Annotated in this window: 18 protein-coding genes; 12 read left to right on the top strand and 6 right to left on the bottom strand. The window is 66.6% G+C overall.

Going from position 1 to position 22,337, the window contains the following annotated elements; genetic code table 11:
* Positions 1–195: 195 nt before the first annotated feature.
* From AC3IPP_RS05005 to AC3IPP_RS04980, 6 genes are read left to right on the top strand one after another with little or no spacing between them, the layout of a single operon-like run.
* Positions 196–879, top strand: a complete 684-nt coding sequence (locus tag AC3IPP_RS05005) for a VirB8 family type IV secretion system protein (protein ID WP_489150572.1) — start codon at positions 196–198, stop codon at positions 877–879.
* A gap of 8 nt (positions 880–887) precedes the next feature.
* Complete coding sequence (locus tag AC3IPP_RS05000) at positions 888–1,703, top strand: TrbG/VirB9 family P-type conjugative transfer protein (RefSeq protein ID WP_489150571.1); 816 nt, start codon at positions 888–890, stop codon at positions 1,701–1,703.
* Entirely contained in the window at positions 1,700–2,857 is a 1,158-nt protein-coding gene (gene virB10 / locus AC3IPP_RS04995) for a type IV secretion system protein VirB10 (protein ID WP_489150570.1), read from the top strand. Before AC3IPP_RS05000 ends, virB10 begins: the two co-directional genes overlap by 4 nt.
* Positions 2,857–3,864, top strand: a complete 1,008-nt coding sequence (gene virB11 / locus AC3IPP_RS04990) for a P-type DNA transfer ATPase VirB11 (RefSeq protein ID WP_489150569.1) — start codon at positions 2,857–2,859, stop codon at positions 3,862–3,864. The genes virB10 and virB11 overlap by 1 nt, the downstream gene beginning before the upstream one ends.
* A complete protein-coding gene (locus AC3IPP_RS04985; protein ID WP_489150568.1) occupies positions 3,830–5,686 on the top strand; it encodes a type IV secretory system conjugative DNA transfer family protein in 1,857 nt (618 codons plus the stop codon). Before virB11 ends, AC3IPP_RS04985 begins: the two co-directional genes overlap by 35 nt.
* Positions 5,683–6,318, top strand: coding sequence for an LPD7 domain-containing protein (locus AC3IPP_RS04980; RefSeq protein WP_489150567.1), 636 nt, complete (start codon positions 5,683–5,685; stop codon positions 6,316–6,318). Before AC3IPP_RS04985 ends, AC3IPP_RS04980 begins: the two co-directional genes overlap by 4 nt.
* A 26-nt stretch (positions 6,319–6,344) precedes the next feature.
* Here the strand turns inward: AC3IPP_RS04980 and AC3IPP_RS04975 are convergent, their stop codons facing one another.
* The 3 genes from AC3IPP_RS04975 to mobC all read right to left on the bottom strand — a co-directional run bounded on the left by AC3IPP_RS04975 (position 6,345) and on the right by mobC (position 11,583).
* Positions 6,345–10,106 (bottom strand): hypothetical protein, encoded by a 3,762-nt coding sequence (locus AC3IPP_RS04975; protein WP_489150566.1) that lies wholly within the window; start codon positions 10,104–10,106, stop codon positions 6,345–6,347.
* A gap of 83 nt (positions 10,107–10,189) precedes the next feature.
* Positions 10,190–11,212, bottom strand: a complete 1,023-nt coding sequence (locus tag AC3IPP_RS04970; RefSeq protein ID WP_489150565.1) for a relaxase/mobilization nuclease domain-containing protein — start codon at positions 11,210–11,212, stop codon at positions 10,190–10,192.
* Complete coding sequence (gene mobC / locus AC3IPP_RS04965; protein WP_489177443.1) at positions 11,212–11,583, bottom strand: plasmid mobilization relaxosome protein MobC; 372 nt, start codon at positions 11,581–11,583, stop codon at positions 11,212–11,214. The genes AC3IPP_RS04970 and mobC overlap by 1 nt, the downstream gene beginning before the upstream one ends.
* A gap of 553 nt (positions 11,584–12,136) precedes the next feature.
* On the opposite strand from mobC, the gene AC3IPP_RS04960 reads away from it, so the two are divergent.
* From AC3IPP_RS04960 to AC3IPP_RS04950, 3 genes are all read left to right on the top strand, one after another.
* Positions 12,137–12,631 (top strand): helix-turn-helix domain-containing protein, encoded by a 495-nt coding sequence (locus AC3IPP_RS04960; protein ID WP_291535377.1) that lies wholly within the window; start codon positions 12,137–12,139, stop codon positions 12,629–12,631.
* 84 nt (positions 12,632–12,715) lie between these two features.
* On the top strand, positions 12,716–13,399 hold the full coding sequence (locus tag AC3IPP_RS04955; protein WP_354038944.1) for an Abi family protein: 684 nt from the start codon (positions 12,716–12,718) through the stop codon (positions 13,397–13,399).
* The gene (locus AC3IPP_RS04950) at positions 13,396–14,532 is read left to right on the top strand and encodes a DUF3800 domain-containing protein (RefSeq protein ID WP_292176451.1); all 1,137 of its coding nucleotides are present in this window, start codon (positions 13,396–13,398) and stop codon (positions 14,530–14,532) included. Before AC3IPP_RS04955 ends, AC3IPP_RS04950 begins: the two co-directional genes overlap by 4 nt.
* A 35-nt stretch (positions 14,533–14,567) precedes the next feature.
* Here the strand turns inward: AC3IPP_RS04950 and AC3IPP_RS04945 are convergent, their stop codons facing one another.
* The 3 genes from AC3IPP_RS04945 to AC3IPP_RS04935 all read right to left on the bottom strand — a co-directional run bounded on the left by AC3IPP_RS04945 (position 14,568) and on the right by AC3IPP_RS04935 (position 16,729).
* Entirely contained in the window at positions 14,568–15,452 is an 885-nt protein-coding gene (locus tag AC3IPP_RS04945; RefSeq protein ID WP_291535381.1) for an ArdC family protein, read from the bottom strand.
* Positions 15,453–15,522: 70 nt separating this feature from the next.
* Positions 15,523–15,819, bottom strand: a complete 297-nt coding sequence (locus tag AC3IPP_RS04940; protein WP_291535382.1) for a DUF736 domain-containing protein — start codon at positions 15,817–15,819, stop codon at positions 15,523–15,525.
* A 331-nt stretch (positions 15,820–16,150) separates the two neighbouring features.
* Positions 16,151–16,729, bottom strand: a complete 579-nt coding sequence (locus AC3IPP_RS04935) for an SOS response-associated peptidase family protein (protein ID WP_291535383.1) — start codon at positions 16,727–16,729, stop codon at positions 16,151–16,153.
* Between the two features lie 120 nt (positions 16,730–16,849).
* On the opposite strand from AC3IPP_RS04935, the gene AC3IPP_RS04930 reads away from it, so the two are divergent.
* From AC3IPP_RS04930 to AC3IPP_RS04920, 3 genes are read left to right on the top strand one after another with little or no spacing between them, the layout of a single operon-like run.
* Entirely contained in the window at positions 16,850–17,608 is a 759-nt protein-coding gene (locus tag AC3IPP_RS04930; protein ID WP_291535384.1) for an ImuA family protein, read from the top strand.
* Entirely contained in the window at positions 17,523–19,043 is a 1,521-nt protein-coding gene (locus AC3IPP_RS04925; protein ID WP_354038982.1) for a Y-family DNA polymerase, read from the top strand. Before AC3IPP_RS04930 ends, AC3IPP_RS04925 begins: the two co-directional genes overlap by 86 nt.
* Positions 19,040–22,285, top strand: a complete 3,246-nt coding sequence (locus tag AC3IPP_RS04920) for an error-prone DNA polymerase (RefSeq protein WP_489150563.1) — start codon at positions 19,040–19,042, stop codon at positions 22,283–22,285. Before AC3IPP_RS04925 ends, AC3IPP_RS04920 begins: the two co-directional genes overlap by 4 nt.
* Positions 22,286–22,337 lie beyond the last annotated feature (52 nt).

Genomic DNA, 22,337 nt, shown 5'->3' with positions numbered 1-22,337 from the left:
CGTGTCGATCGCCTTGGCGGTCCAGGCCCTGTCCGCCTGCGCCACCTTCCGGACCGCCGACCCGCCGGTCTGTGACGGCCGCCATCGTCGATCCGCCAATCCCTACGGCTCGATCCTCTCCCCGGCGGCGCCATACGTGCCCGCGCCCGCAGCCGACGCGTCTTCAACCATCGACCCTGGCCCAGGAGGTTGCGCATGACCGGCGTCCCCTCCTCCGATCTGAAGGCCTATTTCGCCGAGGCGCGGCGATGGGATCAGGACCGGCTCAGCGCCGCCATACGCTCGCGCCGGCTGGCCTGGACCGTGGCGGGTGTCGCGGCCGGCCTGACCGTCGTCGCCGTCGCGGCGGTGGCGGTGCTGACCCCCCTCAAGACCACCGAACCCTTCGTCGTGCGGGTCGACCAGACCACCGGCGCGGTCGATGTGGTGCGAGGTCTGTCGTCGGCCGAAGGCCCGGCCACCTATGACGAAGCCGTCAGCAAATATTTCCTCGGCCAGTACGTCCGCGCCCGAGAGGGCTATCTCGACCCCGCCGCCGAAGAAAGCTTTGCCCTGGTCTCGATCCTGTCGGGCGCAGCGGAGCAACGCCGCTGGGCCGACCTCTATCGCGGCTCCAACCCAGCAAGTCCCCAGAACCTCTACGGACCTGAGGCCGAAGCCGTGATCGCCATCCGCGCCATTGGCTTCATCAACGAAGGCGTCGCCAATGTGCGCTTCCACCGCACGGTGCGTCAGGCCCAGCAGATCGTCGAGAGCGATTGGATCGCCACCATCGCCTTCACCTATACGCGCGCGCCAATGTCGGAGCCGGATCGCCTGCGCAATCCGCTCGGATTCCAGGTGACCTCGTACCGCGCCGATCCGGAGGTGGTCCGATGAGAACCCTGTTGATCGCCCTGGTCGCCGGCCTCGCGCTGATGACATCGGGGCCGGCGTTGGCCGAAGACCGCGACGCCCGGATGGTCGAGGTCGACTACGCGCCGGGCGCTGTCTACCGCATTGCCGGGGCCTTCCGTACCGCCACCCAGATCGTGTTCGGTCCGGACGAAGCCATCCGCCATGTCGCGATCGGTGACAGCGTCAGCTGGGAGGTCGCGGCCGAGGGTTCCGTCCTCTTCCTCAAACCCCGCGAACGCCTGCAGGCGACCAATCTGCTTGTGGTGACCGAACGTGGAGGCGCGACGCGTCACTATGCGTTCGAACTGGCGGCGCGAGACGCCCGCGATCGATCCTCCATCGCCTACCAGATCCGGTTCCGCTACCCGGCCGACCTCCAGGCCGCGACCGTGGCGTCGCTCGACGCCGCCGCCGAGGCGATCGAAGACCGCGTGATCGATCTGGCGCTCGACCAGGCGGCCCTCTCCGGCCCCCGTAACCTCGCCTACAGCGTCCAGGGCGCGTCGGACTTGCAGCCCAGCGAGGTCACCGACAACGGCCGCTTCACCGTGCTGAGGTTTCCGGCCAACCAGCCCCTTCCTTCGATCTTCGCTGTGTCCGACGACGGCGAGGAAATCCTGGTCCCCTTCGATGTACGCGGCGAGTTCGTGGTCATCCACTCGGTCGTCCCGGGCCTGCGGCTTCGCCGGGGTCAATCTGTGCTGTGCATCTTCAACGAAGCCTACGACCCGCGCGGTGTCGCTACGGGGACCGGAACGGCCTCGCCGATCGTGGATCGGAGCGTGACGCAAGGAGAACGACCATGACCGCCTCGCCTGAACCGAAGGACGACGCCGCGGCGGAACCCCGTTCGGAAGGCCAGGGTCTGCCGCCAACGACCGACCGGGGCATATCCCCCATCGCCGGCCGTTTCGGCGGCCGCGGGTCCAAGGTCGTCACCCTGGCCGCCCTGGGCCTCGGCTGCGCTGTCTTCCTCTTCGCCACATGGGATCGTGGCGAGGGAGATGACCAGAAGGCGGCGGCGGACGAACCGGCCCGGCAAGTCGTTCCGTTCGAACCGGCACGCCGTGACACCGAGCCGGCCCTGCTGACGGATCAGCCTCTCGATCCCGACGCACCGGTCCTGACGTCGTCGGACGAACAGGTGCCGGCGCTCGAGACCTCGCCCTCCCCTGCATTGAACGGCCCCTCGGCAACCGAACGGCGCCAGACCCTGATCGACGAGGCGAGGCGGTCCCCGGTCCTCGCCTATAGCCGCCAAGGCTCCGGCGTCGCGCCGACCGGCAGCCTAACCGCTGCGGCCGTTGCGCCCGGGACCCCTGCGCCGATCCAGGCCCGCGTCACGCCGCTCGACGGCTTGCGCCAGACCTCGCCGATCAGTGAGGCGCGCGCCGGCCAGCTGGGCGATCGCAATCTCTTGCTGACGGCGGGCGCCTCCATCCCCTGCATCCTCCAGACGGCGATGGACAGCGCGACCCCCGGGTTCGTCAGCTGCATCCTGCCACGCGACGTCTACTCGGAGAGCGGAACCGTGGTGCTGATGGAGCGCGGCACCCGGGTGCTCGGCGAGTACCAGGGCGGTCTGCAGCAGGGCCGCAATCGGCTCTTCGTCCTGTGGACCCGCGCGGTCACGCCTGCGGGCGTCACCGTGGGCCTGGCGTCTCCGGCCGCCGACGCCCTCGGGCGCGCAGGCTTCGATGGCCGCGTGGACACCCATTTCTGGGACCGGTTCGGCGGCGCCCTCCTGCTGTCGCTGGTGGACGACGGTCTCTACGCCGCCGTCGGACGTGACGACGCTGTGCGCGAGACCGCGCGGGTTCCATCGGACGCGGCCGGCGTCGCGTTGCAGAACTCGGTCGGCATCCCCGCGACCCTGCGCAAACCCCATGGCGCCGAGGTCTCTATTTTCGTGGCCCAGGACCTGAACTTCGCCGGTGTCTATCGGCTGAGCGCAAGGTGATGGACGACACCGCTGTCCTGGAACACTACCTCGCGCCGCTGCGACCCCTGCTCGCGCCAGACGACGTGACCGAACTGGTGATCAACCGCCCCGGCGAGGTCGGGATCGAACAGGGCGGCCGGTGGCGCTGGCATGAAGAGCCGCTGCTCACCGAGGCCTGGCTCAGGACGCTTGCCGTCGCCGCCGCCGCCTTCACCAAACAGGATGTCAGCGACGCCCGGCCGATCTGCTCGACGACCCTGCCCGGCGACGAACGATGCCAGATCGTTCTTCCGCCTGCGGCCCCGGCCGGCACGGTGTCCCTCACCATCCGTAAGCCCTCGCGCCGGCAGTTCGGCCTGGACGCCTTCGCGACCGGGGGATTGTTCGATGCGGTCGTCGCGGCGGATGACACGTCTGCCGATCCGGTCGACGCCGAACTCCTCGCCCTGAAAAGATCGGGAGACTGGTCGGCCTTCTTCAAACTGGCCGTGGTCTCACGGCGCAACATCCTCGTCTCCGGCGCCACCGGCTCCGGCAAGACCACCTTCGCCAAGGGTCTGGTCGAGGCCATTCCCGACCATGAGAGGCTGCTGACGATCGAAGACACGCGTGAACTCGTCGTGCCTCACCGCAACGTCGTCCACCTGACCTATTCCAAGGAAGGCCAGGGCCTCGCGCAGGTCACCGCCAAATCCCTGCTTGAAAGCGCGCTCCGGATGCGGCCGGACCGGATCCTGCTGCAGGAACTGCGGGACGGCACGGCGTTCTTTTATCTTCGCAACGTCAACTCCGGCCACCCCGGCTCGATCACGACCGTCCACGCCGACAGCGCGTCCCTGGCCTTCGAGCAACTGACGCTGCTGGTCCGCGAGTCCGAAGGAGGCCGCGATCTGCCGCGGGAAGACATTCGGGCCCTGCTGCACCTGCTCATCGATATCGTCGTCCAGATGCGCAAAACCGATGGCCGCTTCCGGGTGACGGAGGTCTGGCATGACCCGCTTCGAAAACGCCAACCCGGCCGCTAGGGCGACACTCGTCGTTGTCGGTCTCCTGGTCCTGCTGCTTCTGGCCGGAACCTCGACCGCGATGATCGCGTTGGCCGGCGTCGGGCGCCTGTCCCCGGACGTCGAACCCGCCCGGGTCCCAGCCTGGCTATGGCATTACCGCGCCGACCCCGACCTTCAGCGCTGGCTTCGGATCGGCGGCCTGATCAGCATTCTCCTCGCCGTCGTCATCGTCGCGGCGGTTGCGCTGGGCATTCGCCGTCCGCTTCATGGCGCGGCGCACTGGGCCTCTACGCGCGATCTGAAGGCGGCCGGACTTGCGGCGCGCGAAGGCATCTTGCTCGGTCGGCGCGGTCGCTCATGGCTGATCGCCGGCGGCTCGGAGCATGTGATGCTCTACGCCCCGACACGGACCGGCAAGGGAGTCGGGATCGTCATTCCCAATCTCCTGACCTGGCCGGGCTCGGTCGTTGTCCTCGACATCAAGCGCGAGAACCACGCCGCAACAGCGGGGTTTCGGGCCGCGGCCGGTCAAACGGTTCTCCTCTTCGACCCCCTCGCACCGGACGGCCGAACCGCGCGCTTCAACCCGCTGGCCCACATCACACGATCGTCGGCCTCCGCCGTCCTGGACGAGCTCCAGCGCATGGCGGTTATGCTCTTCCCTGGCCACGATCACGCCGACCCCTTCTGGTCTGAGGCTGCCCGGACCGGCTTCATCGGGGTCGGCGCCTATGTTGCGGAAACGCCTGATCTCCCCTTCTCACTCGGCGAGATCTTCCGGCAGCTCACCCAGGGCGATGCGAGGGAGAGGTTCCCCGGCCTGGTCAAGGCGCGCGCGCTGGCGGGAGCGCCGCTGTCCAGCGGATGCGCCTCGGCCCTGACGGACTTCTGCAGTTCCAGCGAAAACACCTTCGCATCCATCCGCCAGACAATCACCAGCCGGATGGGACTGTGGCTGAATCCCGCCGTAGACGCAGCGACCGCTGTCAGCGACTTCGATCTGCGCGACCTGCGTCGTGGGGGGCTGTCACTCTATCTGGGGGCCTCGCCCGACAACATGCTGCGGGTGGCGCCGCTCTACAGCCTGCTCTTCCAGCAACTCGTCGACCTGAACAGCCGCCGCCTGCCCGGCCCTGACGATCGCCCCGTTCTGGTGCTGCTGGACGAGTTCGCGCGGCTGGGCCGCGCGCCAATTCTCGCCGCCGCCTTCTCCTACCTCGCCGGCTACGGCTTTCGACTGCTGCCGGTGATCCAGAGCCCGTCGCAGCTCCGGGCCCTCTACGGCCCCGATGTGACCGAGGACATCCTGACCAACTGCGGGATCGAGGTCGTCTTCGCGCCGAAGGAATTGAAGGTGGCCCAGGAGCTGAGCGAACGGCTCGGATACTATACGTATCACGCCCGCAGCCGGAGCCGTCCGATGGGCCTCGGGTCCGGCCGGCGAAGCACGACGACATCCGATCAGCGCCGGGCGTTGATGATGCCCCAGGAGCTGATGCAGCTTCCTGACCGGACCCTGATTGTCCTCAAGGCCGGGATGCCGCCGGCGCGCGGCGAAAAGATCCGGTTCTTCCGAGAACGGGTGTTCACCCGTCGCCAGCGACCGCCTCCCATTCAGGCCAAGCCGCCCACCGCGCCGACAGTCGCCGCAGTCGCCATGTCCACCCCGCCTCCACCCCTTGAGGACGCCGAAATGACCTACGAAGCCGTGGTTCAGGCCTTCACCGAGCAGGGCTGCCCGCCGCCCGAGATCGGCGCGACCGAGAACGAAGTCGCCGACTGGTTGGACCAGATCATCGACGTGGTCGTGAACGCACCGGATCGGGATGGCGGCCGATGAGCGAGCGAGCCAACGCCCAAGGCACGTCCGCAGGCAACGCGGTGGCCCCGACGCCCGCAAAAGGCGGCGACGCACGGTCCCGCAAGCGGGGCGACGCGCCCCAAGCGGTTCTGGACCGCTACCTGATCGAACACGATCGGCTCGGTCGTCCGACCGGCTTCTACCGGGACCACCGCGCAACCGAGCCGATGTTTCGGGATGAGGGCCGAAAGCTGATCGCGACCCAGCCCTATCCCGACGCCGTCGCCGACATGCTGAAGATCGCGAAGCATCGCGGCTGGTCCGAGGTCCGCGTCTCAGGGGATGAGAGTTTCAGGCGCGAGGCCTGGGTTCAGGCCCGCGGCTTGGGTCTGGAGGTGAAGGGCTATCATCCGAGGGACCGCGACCGGCAGGCGGCGGGAGAAAGTCCTACGCGTCCCGTTCCCGGCATGACGCCGCAGCCGAACATCCGAGTGCCGGACGACCGCCTCCGCGCTGCAGCCATAGTGGTCAAGCGCCTGATCGAAGACCCGGCAGCGAGGGCGCGCCTCATGGAACACGCCGTCGAGCGACTGAGGAGCCGCACAGCCCCCACCCAGTATCAGGATCGCGATAGGCGCGAGACGGGAAGAGACAGGCCGAAGGCGCGTTGAGCTGGCGTCGGCCGGCCCGACCCCGCCTATTCAAAGCTCTCTTCCTGCTCGGACTCCCGCTCACGTTCGGCGGCGATCCATCGATCGATGCGTGGATATTCCCGCGCGCGCCAGGCCGCGATGTCAGGATGGTCCGGCAGATCATCGAGCAGCGCTTTCCGGGACGCCAGAATCTCGGCGAGGGACCCGCTCCACCCGTTCGGTTGAACCCGAGAATGGGCGTCGCCGAGGAAGCCCAACTTGTCCGGCGCGGCATTCAAGAGGGCGATGAAGGTTGGATTCAGCCCGAGCACGGTGTCCATCTGGTCCTTGCGGAAGAGCGATGTCATTGCCCCGAGTTGGGCGTATCGCCGCTCGGGCGCGTGCTCGGCCCATGCCGTCAGGCGGTCCAGATCGATGCTGTCGAGCGGCGATTTATGTCCCACCAGTCTCCTGAACAGCCTTTCAACCGGCCCCTCTGGCCCATCGACCAAAGTATCGAGTGCGGTCTCCGGCTGGGTCTTGAACAGAGCACGGACAAGGCCGTGCGCCTCCCTTCGCCACGCCCTGTCGGCGTTGAGACCGGCGTAAAGCCGCTGGCCGACCACCCGCGCCGTCGCGCGCCCCTCGTCGCCAGCAAGGACAGCCGACGCCAGCGTCTTGACCGACGAGTCCCGGAAGTCGTTAAAATCGTCCAGATCGATGAGGGTGAGAATCCGGCGACCGCGATCGATAAGCACAGGGTCGTAGACCGGTGTCGGTTCCTTTTGCAGCCGATAGAAGTAGCGCCACAGCATGTCGACGGCGAGCGCCGGGCCGCGGGGCAGTTCGATGACGACATCGAGAAGCCGGGCCATGTCCTGGGCCGGCAGCTTTTCGGGATCGATATGGGAGAGATGCCAGAAATTCTCGACTGTTCCAGCCGCGTTCAAGGCTCCCACGGTGCGATCGATGCCCGGGCCGTCGAGGCCCGAGACGACCTGGAGGAAGGCAAAGTGGGGAGCGAGCACAGGGTCATCGACCGCGTTATTGAGACAGGCTGAGACGAAGGATTGGTCGCGCACCCCTGCGGACCTCAGGAAGTTGCCGAGCACCGTCGAGTTTCGCACCGCTGGATCTAGGTCGGCGAAAGCCGCGCAGAGCTGCGCCCAGGCCGCACCAAGGTCGGAAGCCCCCTCTCCCAGACCTGCGCCGAACGACGCACTCCGGTCGCCGCCGCCGCTGGCCGCGAGGACCTCCGGCAGAAAGGCGGCCAGAGCGTCAGGCTCGTTGATCATGACGCGACCGATTTCCCGCGCCTTCTCCTCGGCTCTGCGCCACCCCGCCGACGGATCTGTTTCGGCGTCATCGTCGAGATCAGCCACGTCCCAGGCTCCGGGCCTTACGGACAGAACCCACGCCCGGGCTTCGGTGAACACGTCGTTCGGCGCCAGGAGCGCGATGACCGCAAGGGCTTCGGCGCGGATATCGTCCGGCATTCCCGCGCCGTCGAACTGCATCATCACCCGGAGCGCCGTCCAACCCTCCAGCCAGCCGCCTTCACCGGCGAAGGTCTCGGCGGCGGCCGTCAGCCGCGATCGGCACCCCGCATAGCCCCAGAGGTCGCGAATGGTTTCGGCGAGCAGCTTTCGAACCTCGGCCGCGTCCAGAAGGCCGCCCCTCACCAGATCAAGCGCCTCCTCGTACCAGACCGCCTGAGCCCTCCGTGTCCCGGGTTCCCAACCGTAGCCGCGGGGTCGCGCTCCGAAATCCATGATCGAGGTGGCGCTGAAGCGGCCGGCAGTCAGTAGGCTGTCTAGGGCGACGCGTCCGGCTCGGCACAGGCCGGGGTCGGGACTGGCCAACAAATCGGCGATCAGGGCGCGACGCAGTTCGGGAGGGGCCAGGGTGCCCGACAGGTAGAGCTGGAACAGCTCCCCGAACGCGCTCCTCGCGCTGTCGTAGTTCTCGTTCGGCGCCTCGGCGGCGACGAACCGGGCCAGCAGGGATGCCGCCTTGGGAAAGAGTTCGGCCTCATAGGCCAAGGCCTTGAGGAGGTTGTTCCACGCCCCGCGGCGTGAATTTCGCCCGTCGAGCGCGTCGAGTGCGCCGGCCGCGACTGCGGCCTCGATGCGCGCCAGCACCGCAGCCGGATCAACCGGGGCGATGTTCGTCAACATTGCCAAGTCCGGCTCGGCCAAAAGGTCACCCACGGGACCGGCCGGATCGAGCCATCGGGCCACGACGGCGTGGGCCTCACGAACGTCGTGCAGGAAGCCCAGGCGTCGCGACATCGATTTGATCATGCGTTCCGGGAGGACGCTGCAGAAGGAATCGAAGGCCTGAGGCGGCGCCCGCCGCAGGGCGCCGGTCGCCAAGCGGTTCGCGATGGCATGGGGCAGGACCGCCCGCCAGCGCCCCCGCGCCTGCAAGACGCCCCGGGCCTGAAGCTCGGCGATGGAGGCGTAGAAGTCTGTGACCGTCCGTCCGCTAAAGGATGCAATCCGGTGGAGTTCGCCGTCCCCGCCTTCCGTTACGTCGAAGGAGTAGAACAGCGACAGCAGCTCGGCGTCGTGGAGCAGGGTCTTGTCCGGGTCATTGCGCTGGACGAAGATTCGCTCGAACAGTTCCTGATCACGCAGCTGGCCGAGCGTTTCGCCCTGACGCACGGTATTGGCCAACGCCCGCGCCAGGCGGAAATTGCCGCCGCTGAACGCGGCGATGCGCCCTCGGTCGCCTTGTGTGACATGGGGAAAGTCGCGTTCCAGCCACGTCACGATAAGGCCCTCCGACGCCACTGCCAGCCGGAACACTTGGGTATGCTCTGGTTCGTCGTCGCGAATATCGTATTCCACCGTCAGAAGACTGACCTGGCTCCCGGGGCGGCTGCAGACCTCGGTCAGCTGGCCGTGCGTCCGCGGGTTGCAGTTGTCGACGACGAGGATGGCCCGCTGGCCATCCTCCACGAGCCGCGACGCCATCTCCCGGGCGGAAGGCGTCGTCTCTTCGGCATAGTCGGCATACACCGACACCCCGGGGTCCAGCGCCGTCCCCTTACCGACGTCCGCCTCAAAGAGCGCCTCAACGAGACGGGTCTTCCCGACGCCGGACAGTCCGATCAGGCGAACGCACTGACCGCCCTTCTGCAACGCCTCGCGAAGCAGACCCATGCCCTCACTGATCGGCAGGGTCTTCGCGCCGTCCCTTTCATCGATCAGCGAGAGGGCGTCGTCGATGAGGTAGCCGTTGTCGTCGGCGACGCGGAGGTCGGCCCAAACACCGATCGGCCGCCAGCCCGAAAGCGGTCGGCCGGCTCGTCTGCGCACCCAGGCGGCGACACCCGGATTCTGGTTGACCCAGGTCGCCAGTCGATCACGGTCGTAGACGTCCACGAACAGATCTTCGCCCTGCGCATGGTCGTTCACGGCTTCCCGCATCGCAGCGCGCCGTCGCGCCAGGGTCGTGTCCGTGAGCGACGCCCCGGAACTGGCGATGATGTAGGCGCCACCCGCCTCGGCGAGGGCCGCGATCGACGGGCGCAGGACGCCGCCGGGGCGCATCTCGTCCTTGATCCCCTGAGCCGCCAGATCCGGCTTCTTGACCTGGAATCCGGTCTTCGCCCGCGGCACGAAGTCCGGATCGGCATGGAGCGCCTCCAGATTGACCCTCACGTCGATGCCGCCGTCGGCGGCGTCCTGCGCCCCGCCCGCGGTCACGCTCGACAGGGGTGCGCGACGTGACGACAGCTCGGCCTGCGCCAACCGCGCCACGAGAGTGCGCAGATCCGTATCGTTCAGGCTCGCGATGTCTCCGCCGGTGATGTCGAACATGACCTGACTCTATGCGCCGAGTCGGCATGTGGGCAGGGGGTGCGCATCACCTCTCCACAGCCTGGCTCCGCACCTGTTCACGGTCAGCGCCGACGAACGGGCGCATCGGGCGAACGGTCACGATCAGCCACTGGTGTCGGTCGTTTCCTGACCCGGCTCACGATCTCCTCGGCGCGGGTCCGGACAGGCGGCATCGTCTTGACGAAGGTCTGAAGATCCTCGGCCAGCTTCCGGTCATCGCAAAGGTCCGATCGTGACAGGGCCAACGCCTGAGCCACGAAGTAACGCCGGATCGACGTTTGACGCGCGCGGCCGGCCGCGACCCATGGCGTCTCTCGAGCCTGGTCGAGCGCATCTCGGACCGCCGCAACATCGACTTTCGGCGGGGGACCTCCCTGCCGGGAAAACCGGAAGCGGATACGATAGACGGGAGCGGTCTCGGCCTTCATGACGATCCCCCGCGCGCGACGCGGTGTCGCCTCAGCCTCCACCCCGCGATCCCGCAACGCAGCCGCAAAGGTCTGCCGCCAGCGCTCCAGATCCGCCTTGCGCGGGTTCAGCTTGTGCCCGTCATGACCAAGGGTCCGAACCGTCAGATGGACATGGGGATGCCGCTCCTCGGTATGGAACGCGAAGACATAAGGGTGGCTGGCTCCGAACGTCCGGCCGGCAAAAGCTCGCGACGCATCGTGCATGCGGAATGGATCCGTACCCGGCGGCATGCTGAGCACGATGGATAAGCTGACCGCGCTGTCCTTGCGACGGCGCGGATCCGCCTCGACCTCCGCCATCCAGTCCCCGACGAGCATCGCGACTTGGCCCCGGGACTGTATTCGCTCGCCGTCAGCCCCCTCGAGCGGAAGTTTTCCGTTCCGGCCGATATAGGCGAGATGGTTTTTGAGGTGACCGCCGTCGCGAGTCCGGCCCGTGATCTTGACCATCACTTCGGGCACGCGCCTGGCGATCCGGTCGAGCCGGGCGCGAGGGGCCATGTCGGGCCGGGACCGTGCAACCCGCCCCGGCGGATCGGTCAGGCGTGCGCGTCTTTGCCGGATTGGCGGACGCACCGCGTCCTCGAACCCGCGGACCTGAACGAAGTCCGCCATCAGCGGTCCGACCAATAGTCGAGGTTGCCCCTGAAAGCGTCCTGCACACCCACTAGATGGGCGCGGATCTCGGTGGCGAAGTCGGCAAGCTGGGCGACCTCCAGATCGAGCACCTTGCCTTCGAGCACAGCGGTGTTCAGAGCCCTGGCGATCTGGTTCACATTGACGCCGATACGCCGCAACTCGCGCTGGATGCCCACGAAGGCGATGGCCTCGGACGGCGAGAGCTGAGGCCGTTCATGAAGCCGTCGTCGGATCAACGCGACTGTCCACTGAGTGCGGGACAAGCCCGTGCGGGCCGCCTCGACCTCCAGCAGCGCCATGTCGTCAGCGGAGAGGCGAAGAGACAGTTTGGCGTCACGCGGGCTCACGAGTGGAGCGGCGGGCTCTGGCAGGGCGACTTGCGCTGCGCCTCCGATGAGGCTGCGCAGGAGGCGTGACCGACCGCCTCGCGCGGCCGCGGCGGCGTCGAAACGGCGGATCAGATCGGGCGGAAGGCGAACGGTGAGGCGGTCCATGAGCGGGGTGATCTGTCTGACATTGCCGGCGCAAAGCCTATCCTGCCCTAGACCGTCACCCCCTTCGCCCCGTAGGCCTACGGGGCTGCCCGCCCTCCCCTCGGCGGTCGAAGCCGTCCGCTCGCCCGCCGCCCTGAAGGGCACCCCAGCCTGGGCGGTTCAGTCGCTGATCTTCGTCTGTTTGAAACGAGGTAGGTATTTTTGATGACCCACCGGTCTGGTTCGAGGATTCCATACCTGGGTCGTCAGACCGCCACTGAATCATCGCGACGGTAATCATCGCATTTGGCGTAACGATCGTAAGCATACCTAGTCAGGTGGGTCATGGCGGCGCCCTACCCCGAGCAGGCGAGAACCTTGTTCGCCAGCCACGGCGACCATAGGTTGGGTGTGAAGGAGCATTCCTATGACCACGCCCACGACAACCACCGTGCTACCATTTCCGCTTCCGGCGTCTGCGCCCGCTAAGACCGTCGCCTCCCAGGACCGGATCTGGGGCAAGGCGGTGACGGCCAACGGCTATGCGGGGATACCGTCGATCCTCATTCAAGCGCAGTCCCGGCTCGGCCTGACCGCGATGCAGTTCAACATTCTGGTCCAGCTGCTCGACTACTATCGCGATCCCAACCGGGCGCCGTTCCCTTCACGCGCGGAACTGGGCCGTCGGATCGGCGTGAAGCCGAAGACGATCCAGACGAACATGCGTCAGCTCGAACAGGCCGGTCTTGTGCGCCGGGAGATGCGTAAGACCGCAGCCGGCGACTGGGCCTCAAATGTCTATCATCTGGATGGGCTGATCGACCGTGTCCGCAAGTTGGAGCCGGAGTTCACCCAGGCACGCAAGGAACGGGAAGCAGTCCGGCTCCGCGTCTCGACCCCCGTGGGCCGCCGAACGTCGTAGAAACCCGGGGCTGAAATTGATTTACCCCGGGGGCATGCTTTGCAGCAGAGGCGATCCCGGGGTGTACGAAGGTAGAGATAATCCATGACCCACCCCGTTGCAAGGGCGGCCGCCGACGCCGACGCGGTGGAGGCGGCGCTCTCTCTGGAACGCTTCGCCCGGTACGTCGCCTGGGCCGACGGCGATCGCGAGCGCGCCGTCTCCCTCTATACGCTGAACACCCAGGTGTCCGAAGCCCTCTACGTGCCTCTGCAGGCGTTGGAAGTGGCGCTGCGCAACCGTATACACACGGTCATGTCGGCGGCTCACGGCCCGGGTTGGTTCCAACCCGAGGCCGGACATGTCACCGACCGCCAGGCGGAACAGGTTCGTGCGGCGGTCGCCGAGTTGACCGAGGCGGGCAAGCCGATCGAGGACGGGCGCGTCGTCGCCGCCCTGACCTTCAGCTTTTGGACCTCGATGTTCGGGCGGGAGCAGGACGATCTTTGGAAGCGGACCCTGCACAAGATCGCGACCCGCGACGGCCGCTTCCTGTCGCGCAAGGACTTCACCGCGCGGCTGACACAGGTGCGCCTGCTCCGTAATCGGATCGCCCACCATGAACCCATCCTCTACTGGAACCTGCCCAAGCTGCATCAATCCATGCTTGAGATGACGCGCTGGCTGTCGCCGGCGATGGATGATTGGCGTGGCACGGTCGATCGCTTTGCGCAGGTCCATCCGGCGGAACGGCTCGCCCTGCCACGTCCCGGAAAGGACGAGGCATGACCGAGGATGACCCCGAGCCGAAACGGGTGATCGACGTGAACGAGATACGCGATCCGTCAATCCTGGCGCACGGGCTCGATCGCGCCGACCGAGCCTACTGGCTTTACTACGACGAGACGCAAAACATCCGCCGACTCCATCTCGAACGCGGCACGCTCAACATCGCCGCTCCGGACTGCTGGGTGCTCGGCGGCGTCGGTCGGCCCGACGACACCCCAATCGACCTCGCGCCCCTGCGCCAGCGCGCGCGTATCCAGGCCTCGGCGGAAGAGCTGAAATTCCACCTGTTTGGACAGAAGGGCGGCGACCTCCTCGACGCTCTGGCCAAGCCGAAGATGGAGACATTTCTCGACTGGGTGATCGAGCAGGATCTTCTCGTCCACTATCTGGCGCTCGATCCCTTTTATTGGGCGATCGTGGACATCATCGATTCCGCTCTGCCCGATGATCCGGGCATGCTCGTCATGGCCATCCCGCAGTTGAAGTCGGACCTGTTCCGGCTTCTCCGGTCAGATCGCGACCGGGCGGCATCCCTCATGGTGCGGTTCAACTACCCGGACATCGCGCCACAAAACCGGGCGCCGTTCATGACGGCCCTCATCGACTGGCTGAGCGAGGCGGAGGAGGCCTTCGACCATTTCGACTACCAGATGCTTCGCGGCGTCCTGCAAATGGGCCGACGAAAGCCACTGACCTTCATCGAGGGCGAAACACCTCATGTCCTGATCGACGGGTTCAGGACATTCTTCATCGAGCGCATCTGTCTCCTGAAAAATGCCCGCCATGTGTTCGATCAAGAGGATGTGGTCGCCGCTGAGCTCGCGAAAATGGAGTTTGAAGACGACGGGTTTCAGTTCTGCAACCATCGCTTCGCGCCGCGGTCGCATGACGAGCCCGGCGTTCAGGCATCCGACATCATGGCGGGCCTGATTGGCCGGTTGTTCAGTTGGGCGGCCGGCGTGGACGATGAGGATGTCATGGAGACACGCGCGGCGCTCACCCCACTCCAGGAGCGAAGCCGCCAGCGCCTCTCCACCCTGATCCGCGCAAGCCGAGCCGAGAACGACGCCCTGACCAACGCGGTCGTGAGTCTGGAAGACCAGCGCAAGATCGCCGGGTTCCTGGACCTGTGATCGAATCGGCGCCGTCAGGCGCCGATTCGCCCTGCTCAGGTCTGGTAGCTTCTGAGATGATCGACGGCCTTCTGAGCGTGAGACGCGGCCGAGATGATGAACCGCTTGTCGCCGCGCAGGACCTGCAGCCATGAGCCGATGTAGGCCGCGTGATCCTCGCGGGGTTCGAGCGCCAGACCTAGGTCGGCGCAGAGGAAGGCCGCACCGAGTTCGGCCACCAGCTCTTCGCGCGCATACCCTTCATCGCCATGGCGACGTCGGCCGAAGTCCCGGTCGAGCCGAGCGGGGTGGCGCGTCCAATGCGTCAGCTCGTGGCCGAAGGTGGCGTAGTAGGCCTGGGGATCCAAGAAGCTCTCGAACGGCGGCATCTGCACATAGTCGGGTTCGAGAACGTAATAGGCGCTCCCGCCCCCATGGCGGACATCGGCTCCAACGGCGGCGAAGAACGCTTCCGCGTCGGCGACCCGTTCGCCGGGATTTATCGCGGGCGCCGCGACCGGCGCGTACCTGTCGCCCAGACCGTCGATCTGATCGACGTTGAAGACGGTGTAGGCCTTCAGAAAAGGCACGCGCGAGGGCTCCTCGTCTCCGCCTTGGGGAGACGGGTCGCGCTGAAGCGCGCCGGCATAGACGACCGTTGCGCCCTTCTCGCCCTTGCGGACGCGGGCGCCGAGGGCGAGCGCCTGACGGAAGGTCATCCAGGTGTCGGACTGGAAGCCCCGGCTGGCCGCCTCGGACCAGAGCAGCAGAACGTTAATGCCGCTGTAGGCTTCACCGTTGTGGCGCAGCGGCCGGGCCACATTGGTCTGCGAGGCCCAAGGCTGTGTCCAGGGCCGAACGCCGACCTCAAGCTGAGCGATGATGCTGTCGGTGATGCGAGTGTAGAGATCGGGGCGAGCGGGATCGGCGGGGCGCGACATGGCGGCCTCCTCGATAAGGGGTTTGAAGGAAGGGGCGGCGGCGCTTTCGCCAGCGCCGCCGCGACTTGGGTCAGCGAGACCAGATCAGGCTGTGACCGCCGTCGATCTCCACCAGGGAGGCGTAGATCGGGGCCGGGAAGCTGGGGTCATCGAGCTTGACCGAAAGGTACTCCCGATCTTCCCGCGAGGTGCGCTTCCAGGCGGCGCCGAACTCGGTGGAGCCGGAGAAGATGCGGAAGTCCGGCGCCTTCTCATCGGTCTTGTCGTTGGCCCGAAGCTGGGCCGACTTGACGTTCAGGCTGAGGGTCTTGATCGAGCCGCTGTAGTTGCCGTCCGATTGCTGGGTGAAGGTTCCGATGGTGGCCATTGAAGTCTCTCCTTGCTGATTTCGGGCCACGCCTGCCGCGGCCTCGATGGCGATCGACGGACCGGGGGCCGGGCGGCGCGCAGGGCGAGCGGAGAGAGCCCCCGCAGCAAAGCGGAGGACCGGGAAGAGCGAGTTTCTTGTTTCGCGAGGAAGGCCGCAGGCCGGGGAAGAAAGTCGCGCGAGCGGTTGCGCAAGCCGACCGGACCTCGGTCAGATCAGGCCATTGAGAGGCCGCGCCGGCTGGACCGACCTTCAGGAGAGATCACGGTCGCACTCGCCGCCACAACAGATCGACCACGTCTACAGGCTTGACCTGCTCCCGCCCTCAACCTCATGCCGCCAGCGGGAACACCTTCTCGACCGACAGGGACCCAGGCGGCAGCGGTCGCAACAACTCCGTCTCCGGCCGCTCCAGCCCCAGCCAGGCCGCGCCCTCCTCGGGACGCAGCAGTACAATCTGTCGGTCGTGATAGGGAGCGATGTCCGGGCCCGGCTCCGTCGTCAGGAGAGCGAAGGCGTCATTCTTTATGATCCCAGCGATCCAGAAGATCGGTTCTTCGGCGAGAGTGAAGCGCCATTTGGTCTTTCGCTTCTGGCCCGCCTCGGACGGCGTAAACTCGAAGAACCCGTCCGCCGGCGCCAGACATCGGGTGCTTCCGCCAAATGTCCGGCCGTCGGAACGGAAGTTGAAGACCGGAGCGCCGGTCGGCCCCTTCCACGCCCACGGCAGGGTGACCATCTCCGGCCCGGCGGCTCCCTGAACGATGATGGGTGCGCGATCGCCGATCCGGATGGACGACATCGGCCCGAAATTCGGCATGCCGCCGGGGAAAACCACCCGGCTGCCGGTGCGGTTGAAGGCCTCGATCACGTCATCGAAGGGCAGGATCAGTTGGTACTCATTGCACAAGTTTCGGTCCTCCGGCGTCCAACCTGTCCCCAACGCAGGCGGACCATCCTGGTTGACTCCAGACCAAAATGAGAACCAGAACATTTCAGGAACATTTATGACCTTGGAAAGGAGGCCGCTATGGCGTTTCGGCCTGCCGCCGAGCTGTCGGCGCTACGCGAACAGATTCAGCGTTTGGAGAATCCGGGTCGCACCCGCGCGGGGATGCTTCCGTTCGGCGTGCCCGGTCTGGACGCCGCGCTTCCGCAGGGAGGGCTTGCGACGGGCGCGCTGCACGAAGTCGCAGGCGGCGGCGACGGCGCCGTAGATGGCGCCGTCGCCGCCCTGTTCGCAGCAGGAATTGCCGCCCGTCTGCCGGGGCAGGTGTTGTGGTGCGTGACACGTCCGGACCTGTTTGCACCCGCGTTGCGGCAGTCAGGTCTCGATCCCGATCGGGTCCTCTACGTCGAGGCTGGCGACGAGACGACCCTGTTGGCGTGCTTCGAAGAAGGGCTACGTCACCGCGCCCTCGGCGCGGTCGTGGCCGAGATCTCCCGCCTCTCGATGACGGCCTCGCGCCGTCTGCAGTTGGCGGCCGAAAGCTCGGGAGTGACCGCCCTGGCCGTCAGGCGATGGCGACGCGCCACCGAGGCTGCCGATTTCGGCCAGCCAACGGCGGCCGCGACCCGATGGCGGGTCACGCCCCAGCCCTCATCCCCGCTGCCCGCGCCAGGTGTGGGACGTCCACGCTGGTTCATCGAACTCTTGCGCTGCCGCGCTGGCGGATGCGCCGAATTCACTCTGGAAGCCTGTGATGAGAAGGGTCGTCTCGCTGTACCTGCCGAACTGGCCCATCGATCGGCTGCGCCGGCGACTGGGCGCCGCCGCGCCGCCGCCTGACGCCCCGACAGTCCTTGTCGGCCGGGACCGCCGTCGCCGCATCATCACCGCCTGCAATCCTTCCGCTCGACTTCTGGGTCTTCGCCCCGGTCTCGCCGCCGCCCAAGCCCACGCGCTCGCGCCGGGCCTCCTTCCATTCGACGCCGATCCCGAAGGCGACGCCGTTGGTCTCGAGCGGCTCGCCCTATGGGCGCATCAACGCTATGCGCCGGTCTGCGCCGCCGATCCGTCGGACGGCGTCGCCATTGACGCGACGGGCGCGACGCACCTCCGGGGCGGCGAGGCGGCATTTCTGGCTGACCTGGAAAACCGGCTCACGAGCGCCGGTGTTCACGCTCGAGCAGCCATCGCGCCGACCTATGGCGCGGCGCATGCGGTTGCCCGATTCACCCGCGGGCCGGCCATCGTCGCCGAAGGCGAGATAGGCCGTCGTCTGGGCGCGCTCCCTTTGGCCGCGCTCCGGCTTTCCGAAGACCTGCGAGACAGCCTCGGCCGCTTGGGGTTCGAGACCATTCTGGATGTGGAGCGCCAACCCCGGGCTCCGCTGACGCTGCGTTTCGGCCCGGAGCTCGGGAGACGCCTTGATCAAACCTTCGGCCGAACATCAGAACCGATCGTTCCCGTTGTGGACGAGACTCAACCCCGAGCGGAGCGGGTCTTCGCCGAACCGATCGGGGCGCCCGAGACCATCGCGCGCTACATCGACCAGTTGGTCGAGGTGCTCACGGCGACACTCGAGCGCGACGGCCTCGGCGCTCGCCGCCTCGATCTCCTCTGTCACCGGGTCGACAACCGTATCGAGGCCGTCCGGGTGGCCACGGCGCGGGCGATCCGGGATCGCAAACGGATAACGCGACTGCTTCACGATCGGATCGAAGCCATCGCCCCCGGTTTCGGCATCGAGCGCATGACGCTGGTCGCATCGATCGTTCAGCCCCTGGATTGGCGGCCAGCCGACACGCGGTTTGGAGAAGCGGATGTCCCCGATATCTCCAACCTCGTCGATGTGCTGTCGAACCGCATCGGCCCAGGACGCCTCTACCGTTTGACGGCGGTGGAGAGCGATGTCCCCGAGCGTGCCGTCCGCAGGGCGGCTCCGCTCGAGACAGTCGCCGCGACAGGCTGGACGCAGGACTGGCCCCGGCCCGTCCGGCTTTTCCAGCCCCCCGAACCTGTCGAGACCATGGCGCTTCTCCCCGACAACCCGCCGACGCACTTCACCTGGCGCGGGGTCCGCCGACGCATCCGAAGGGCCGACGGCCCTGAACGGATCTACGGCGAATGGGCGCGTCGAGATGCTGAGCTTTGGGCCGTTCGTGATTATTTCCAGGTCGAGGACGACGCGGGCGAGAGGTTCTGGCTGTTTCGCGCCGGTGACGGGGAGGACGCGCGGACAGGCTCACAGGCCTGGTTCATTCACGGGAAGTTCGGATGAACTACGCCGAACTTCAGTGCGCCTCCCATTTCTCATTCCTTCGCGGAGCGAGCTCCTGCGAGGAGCTTTTCAGCCAAGCAGCCGTCTGCGGTCTGGACGCTCTGGCGATCACGGACCGAAACAGCCTGGCCGGCATCGTCCGCGCCCACGTCGCCGCCAAGGTCACGGGGGTTCGCCTGATCGTGGGTTGTCGACTGGTCCTGACGGACGGCTCGGAGGTGCTGGTCTATCCGACGGATCGACCGGCCTATTCGCGCCTCTGCCGCCTTCTCTCCATGGGCAAGCGACGCGGCGGCAAAGCTCGCTGCCTGTTGGATTGGGACGATCTCGCTGACCATGCCGAAGGGCTTGTCGCTGTACTTTCGCCGGATGACGCCGGTGAACGGACGCGCATCGGTCTTGCCCGGTTGGTGTCGATTTTCGGCATCGACGCCCATGTCGCACTGACCCTGCGCCGGCGCCCCCGCGATCAGATGAGGTTGCATGCGCTCGCGGCGCTCGCGGTCGAGCTGGGCGCATCGGCGGTGGTCACCAACGACGTCCTCCACCACCATCCGGACCGTCGCATCCTTCAGGATGTGGTGACCTGCATTCGCGAGGGATGCACGATCGATGCCGTCGGCTTCCGTCGCGAGCGGTCGGCCGACCGCCACCTGAAGCGGGCGAAGGAGATGCACCGACTGTTCAAGGCCTACCCCAGCGCTCTGGCCCAGACCCTCGCCATCGCCGATCGGTGCCGCTTCTCCCTGGACGAACTCTCTTACCAGTACCCAGAAGAAGCGAGCATTCCGGGAATGACGCCCCAAGAGGCGCTCGCCCATCTGACGTGGGAGGGCGCGCGCGAGCGCTATCCTGAGGGCTTGCCGGACAAGGTCCGCAAGAGCCTCGATCACGAACTGAGGTTGATCGGCGAACTTGGCTACGCCCCGTATTTTCTGACGGTGAACTCTATCGTCCGCTTCGCCAGAAGCCGGGACATCCTGTGCCAGGGCCGAGGGTCTGCCGCCAACTCGGCGGTGTGTTACGTCCTCGGCATCACCTCCATCGATCCTGACCGGAACGACCTGCTGTTCGAACGCTTCGTCAGCCAGGAGCGCAAGGAGCCCCCGGACATCGACGTCGACTTCGAGCATGAGCGGCGCGAGATCGTCATGCAGTGGATCTTCGACACCTACGGCCGCAATCACTCCGCTCTATGCTCGACGGTGATCCGCTATCGCTCTCGCGGCGCCCTTCGCGACGTCGGTAAGGCCCTGGGTCTCACCGAGGATCTGATCAAGACCCTGTCCTCTCAGGTGTGGAGCTACTCAAGCGAAGGCGTCGAGGACAAGCATGTCGAGGAGCTGAACCTCAACCTCGAAGATCGCCGCCTGAGACTGGCGCTCGATCTGTCGCGTCAGTTGATCGGATTCCCCCGGCATCTGAGCCAGCATCCGGGCGGGTTCGTTCTCACCCATGACCGGCTCGACGATCTCGTGCCGATCGAACCGGCGGCGATGAAGGACCGTCAGGTGATCGAATGGGACAAGGATGACATCGACGCCCTGAAGTTCATGAAGGTGGATGTGCTGGCGCTGGGCATGCTGAGCTGCATGAAACGCGGGTTCGACCTCCTGGCCGAACACAAGGACGTCCAGCTCGACCTCGCCACCATTCCGGCCGAAGACCCCAAGACCTACGCAATGATACGTAAGGCCGACACGCTCGGGGTCTTCCAGATCGAGAGCCGTGCGCAAATGGCCATGCTGCCACGGATCAAGCCGCGCACCTTCTATGACCTGGTCATCGAGGTGGCGATCGTTCGCCCCGGACCTATCCAGGGCGACATGGTGCATCCCTATCTGCGCCGTCGTGAGGGCCGCGAGCCCGTCGATTATCCCAAGCCTGAACTGGAGAAGGTGCTCGGAAAGACGCTGGGCGTGCCACTGTTCCAGGAGCAGGCCATGCGGGTCGCCATCGAGTGTGCGGGCTTCACCGCGTCAGAGGCCGATCAGCTGCGCCGGGCCATGGCCACTTTCAAGTTCACGGGAGGCGTCAGCCACTTCAAGGACAAGCTGGTCAACGGCATGGTCGAGCGAGGCTATACAGCCGAGTTCGCGGAGAAGACCTTCAGTCAGTTGGAAGGCTTCGGATCCTATGGCTTCCCCGAGAGCCATGCCGCCTCCTTCGCGCTGATCGCCTACGCCTCTTCATGGCTGAAATGCCATCACCCCGACGTCTTTTGCGCGGCCCTGCTCAACGCCCAACCGATGGGCTTCTACGCTCCGGCCCAGATTGTCCGGGACGCCCGCGAGCATGGCGTCGAGGTCCGGCCGGTGTGCGTCAACGCCAGCCGTTGGGACTGCACGCTTGAGCCCACCGGCGAAGACGGTCGCTTCGCCGTGCGTCTGGGCATGCGCATGGTCCGCGGTCTCGCCAACGCGGATGCGGCCCGCATCGTGGCGAACCGGTCGGATCGGTCATTCGGATCGGTCGATGATCTGTGGCGCCGCGCGGGCGCACCTGTTTCCAGTCTCGTGCGTCTTGCTGAGGCGGACGCATTTCAACCGGACCTCAAGCTGGAGCGGCGCGAAGCGCTCTGGGCGATCAAGGCGCTCCGGGATGATCCGTTGCCGCTGTTCGCGGCCGCCCCGACCGACGGCCAGGCGTCGCCCCCCGAAATCTCCGAGCCCGTCCCGACCCTGAAATCCATGACGCCGGGACGAGAGGTGGTGGAGGATTACAGCCACCTCGGTTTAACCTTGCGGGACCATCCCCTCACCTTCCTCCGCGACGAACTATCCAGCCGCCACGTCATGACCTGTGCCGACGGCACGGCGATGCGGGATCGGCGGCTCACCCGGGTCGCCGGCCTCGTGCTGGTGCGTCAGAAGCCGGGATCGGCGAAGGGCGTGATGTTCATCACCATCGAGGACGAGACGGGCGTCGCGAACCTCGTGATCTGGCCCAGCCTCTACGAGCAGCAGCGCCGGGTCGTGTTGTCCGCCAGCTTTCTTGTCGTGGACGGCAAGGTCCAGCGCGAGGGCGATGTGGTCCACATCGTCGCCACGCGGCTACACGATGGATCGGACCTGCTCGCCTCAGTCGGCGATCGCGGCGACACCTTCCCGATTCCGCATGGTCGGGGCGACGAAGTCTATCACCGCAGCGCCCCCGATGCCCGCTCGCCCAAGGTACGCGACATTTACATTCCTGATCTGTCGCTGGAGGCTATCAAAGTTCGTACGCGGGACTTCAGATAGCCCGATCGAATTTCGGGTATCTCCAGAACCGCAGGAGCCGGCATGAGTGACG

Source organism: Brevundimonas sp. KH_060, from assembly GCF_057838275.1.
The sequence above is the reverse complement of the archived record's forward strand: the minus strand, read 5'-3'. Positions and strand labels throughout refer to the sequence as shown.

Coding starts and splice junctions, on each gene's coding strand:
- AC3IPP_RS04975 (WP_489150566.1), bottom strand. CDS start 10,106: ATGTTCGACATCACCGGCGGAGACATCGCGAGCCTGAACGATACGGAT.
- AC3IPP_RS05005 (WP_489150572.1), top strand. CDS start 196: ATGACCGGCGTCCCCTCCTCCGATCTGAAGGCCTATTTCGCCGAGGCG.
- AC3IPP_RS04930 (WP_291535384.1), top strand. CDS start 16,850: ATGGCGTTTCGGCCTGCCGCCGAGCTGTCGGCGCTACGCGAACAGATT.
- AC3IPP_RS04980 (WP_489150567.1), top strand. CDS start 5,683: ATGAGCGAGCGAGCCAACGCCCAAGGCACGTCCGCAGGCAACGCGGTG.
- AC3IPP_RS04925 (WP_354038982.1), top strand. CDS start 17,523: ATGAGAAGGGTCGTCTCGCTGTACCTGCCGAACTGGCCCATCGATCGG.
- AC3IPP_RS04920 (WP_489150563.1), top strand. CDS start 19,040: ATGAACTACGCCGAACTTCAGTGCGCCTCCCATTTCTCATTCCTTCGC.
- AC3IPP_RS04950 (WP_292176451.1), top strand. CDS start 13,396: ATGACCGAGGATGACCCCGAGCCGAAACGGGTGATCGACGTGAACGAG.
- AC3IPP_RS04970 (WP_489150565.1), bottom strand. CDS start 11,212: ATGGCGGACTTCGTTCAGGTCCGCGGGTTCGAGGACGCGGTGCGTCCG.
- AC3IPP_RS04985 (WP_489150568.1), top strand. CDS start 3,830: ATGACCCGCTTCGAAAACGCCAACCCGGCCGCTAGGGCGACACTCGTC.
- AC3IPP_RS04955 (WP_354038944.1), top strand. CDS start 12,716: ATGACCCACCCCGTTGCAAGGGCGGCCGCCGACGCCGACGCGGTGGAG.
- virB10 (WP_489150570.1), top strand. CDS start 1,700: ATGACCGCCTCGCCTGAACCGAAGGACGACGCCGCGGCGGAACCCCGT.
- virB11 (WP_489150569.1), top strand. CDS start 2,857: ATGGACGACACCGCTGTCCTGGAACACTACCTCGCGCCGCTGCGACCC.
- AC3IPP_RS04945 (WP_291535381.1), bottom strand. CDS start 15,452: ATGTCGCGCCCCGCCGATCCCGCTCGCCCCGATCTCTACACTCGCATC.
- AC3IPP_RS04960 (WP_291535377.1), top strand. CDS start 12,137: ATGACCACGCCCACGACAACCACCGTGCTACCATTTCCGCTTCCGGCG.
- AC3IPP_RS04940 (WP_291535382.1), bottom strand. CDS start 15,819: ATGGCCACCATCGGAACCTTCACCCAGCAATCGGACGGCAACTACAGC.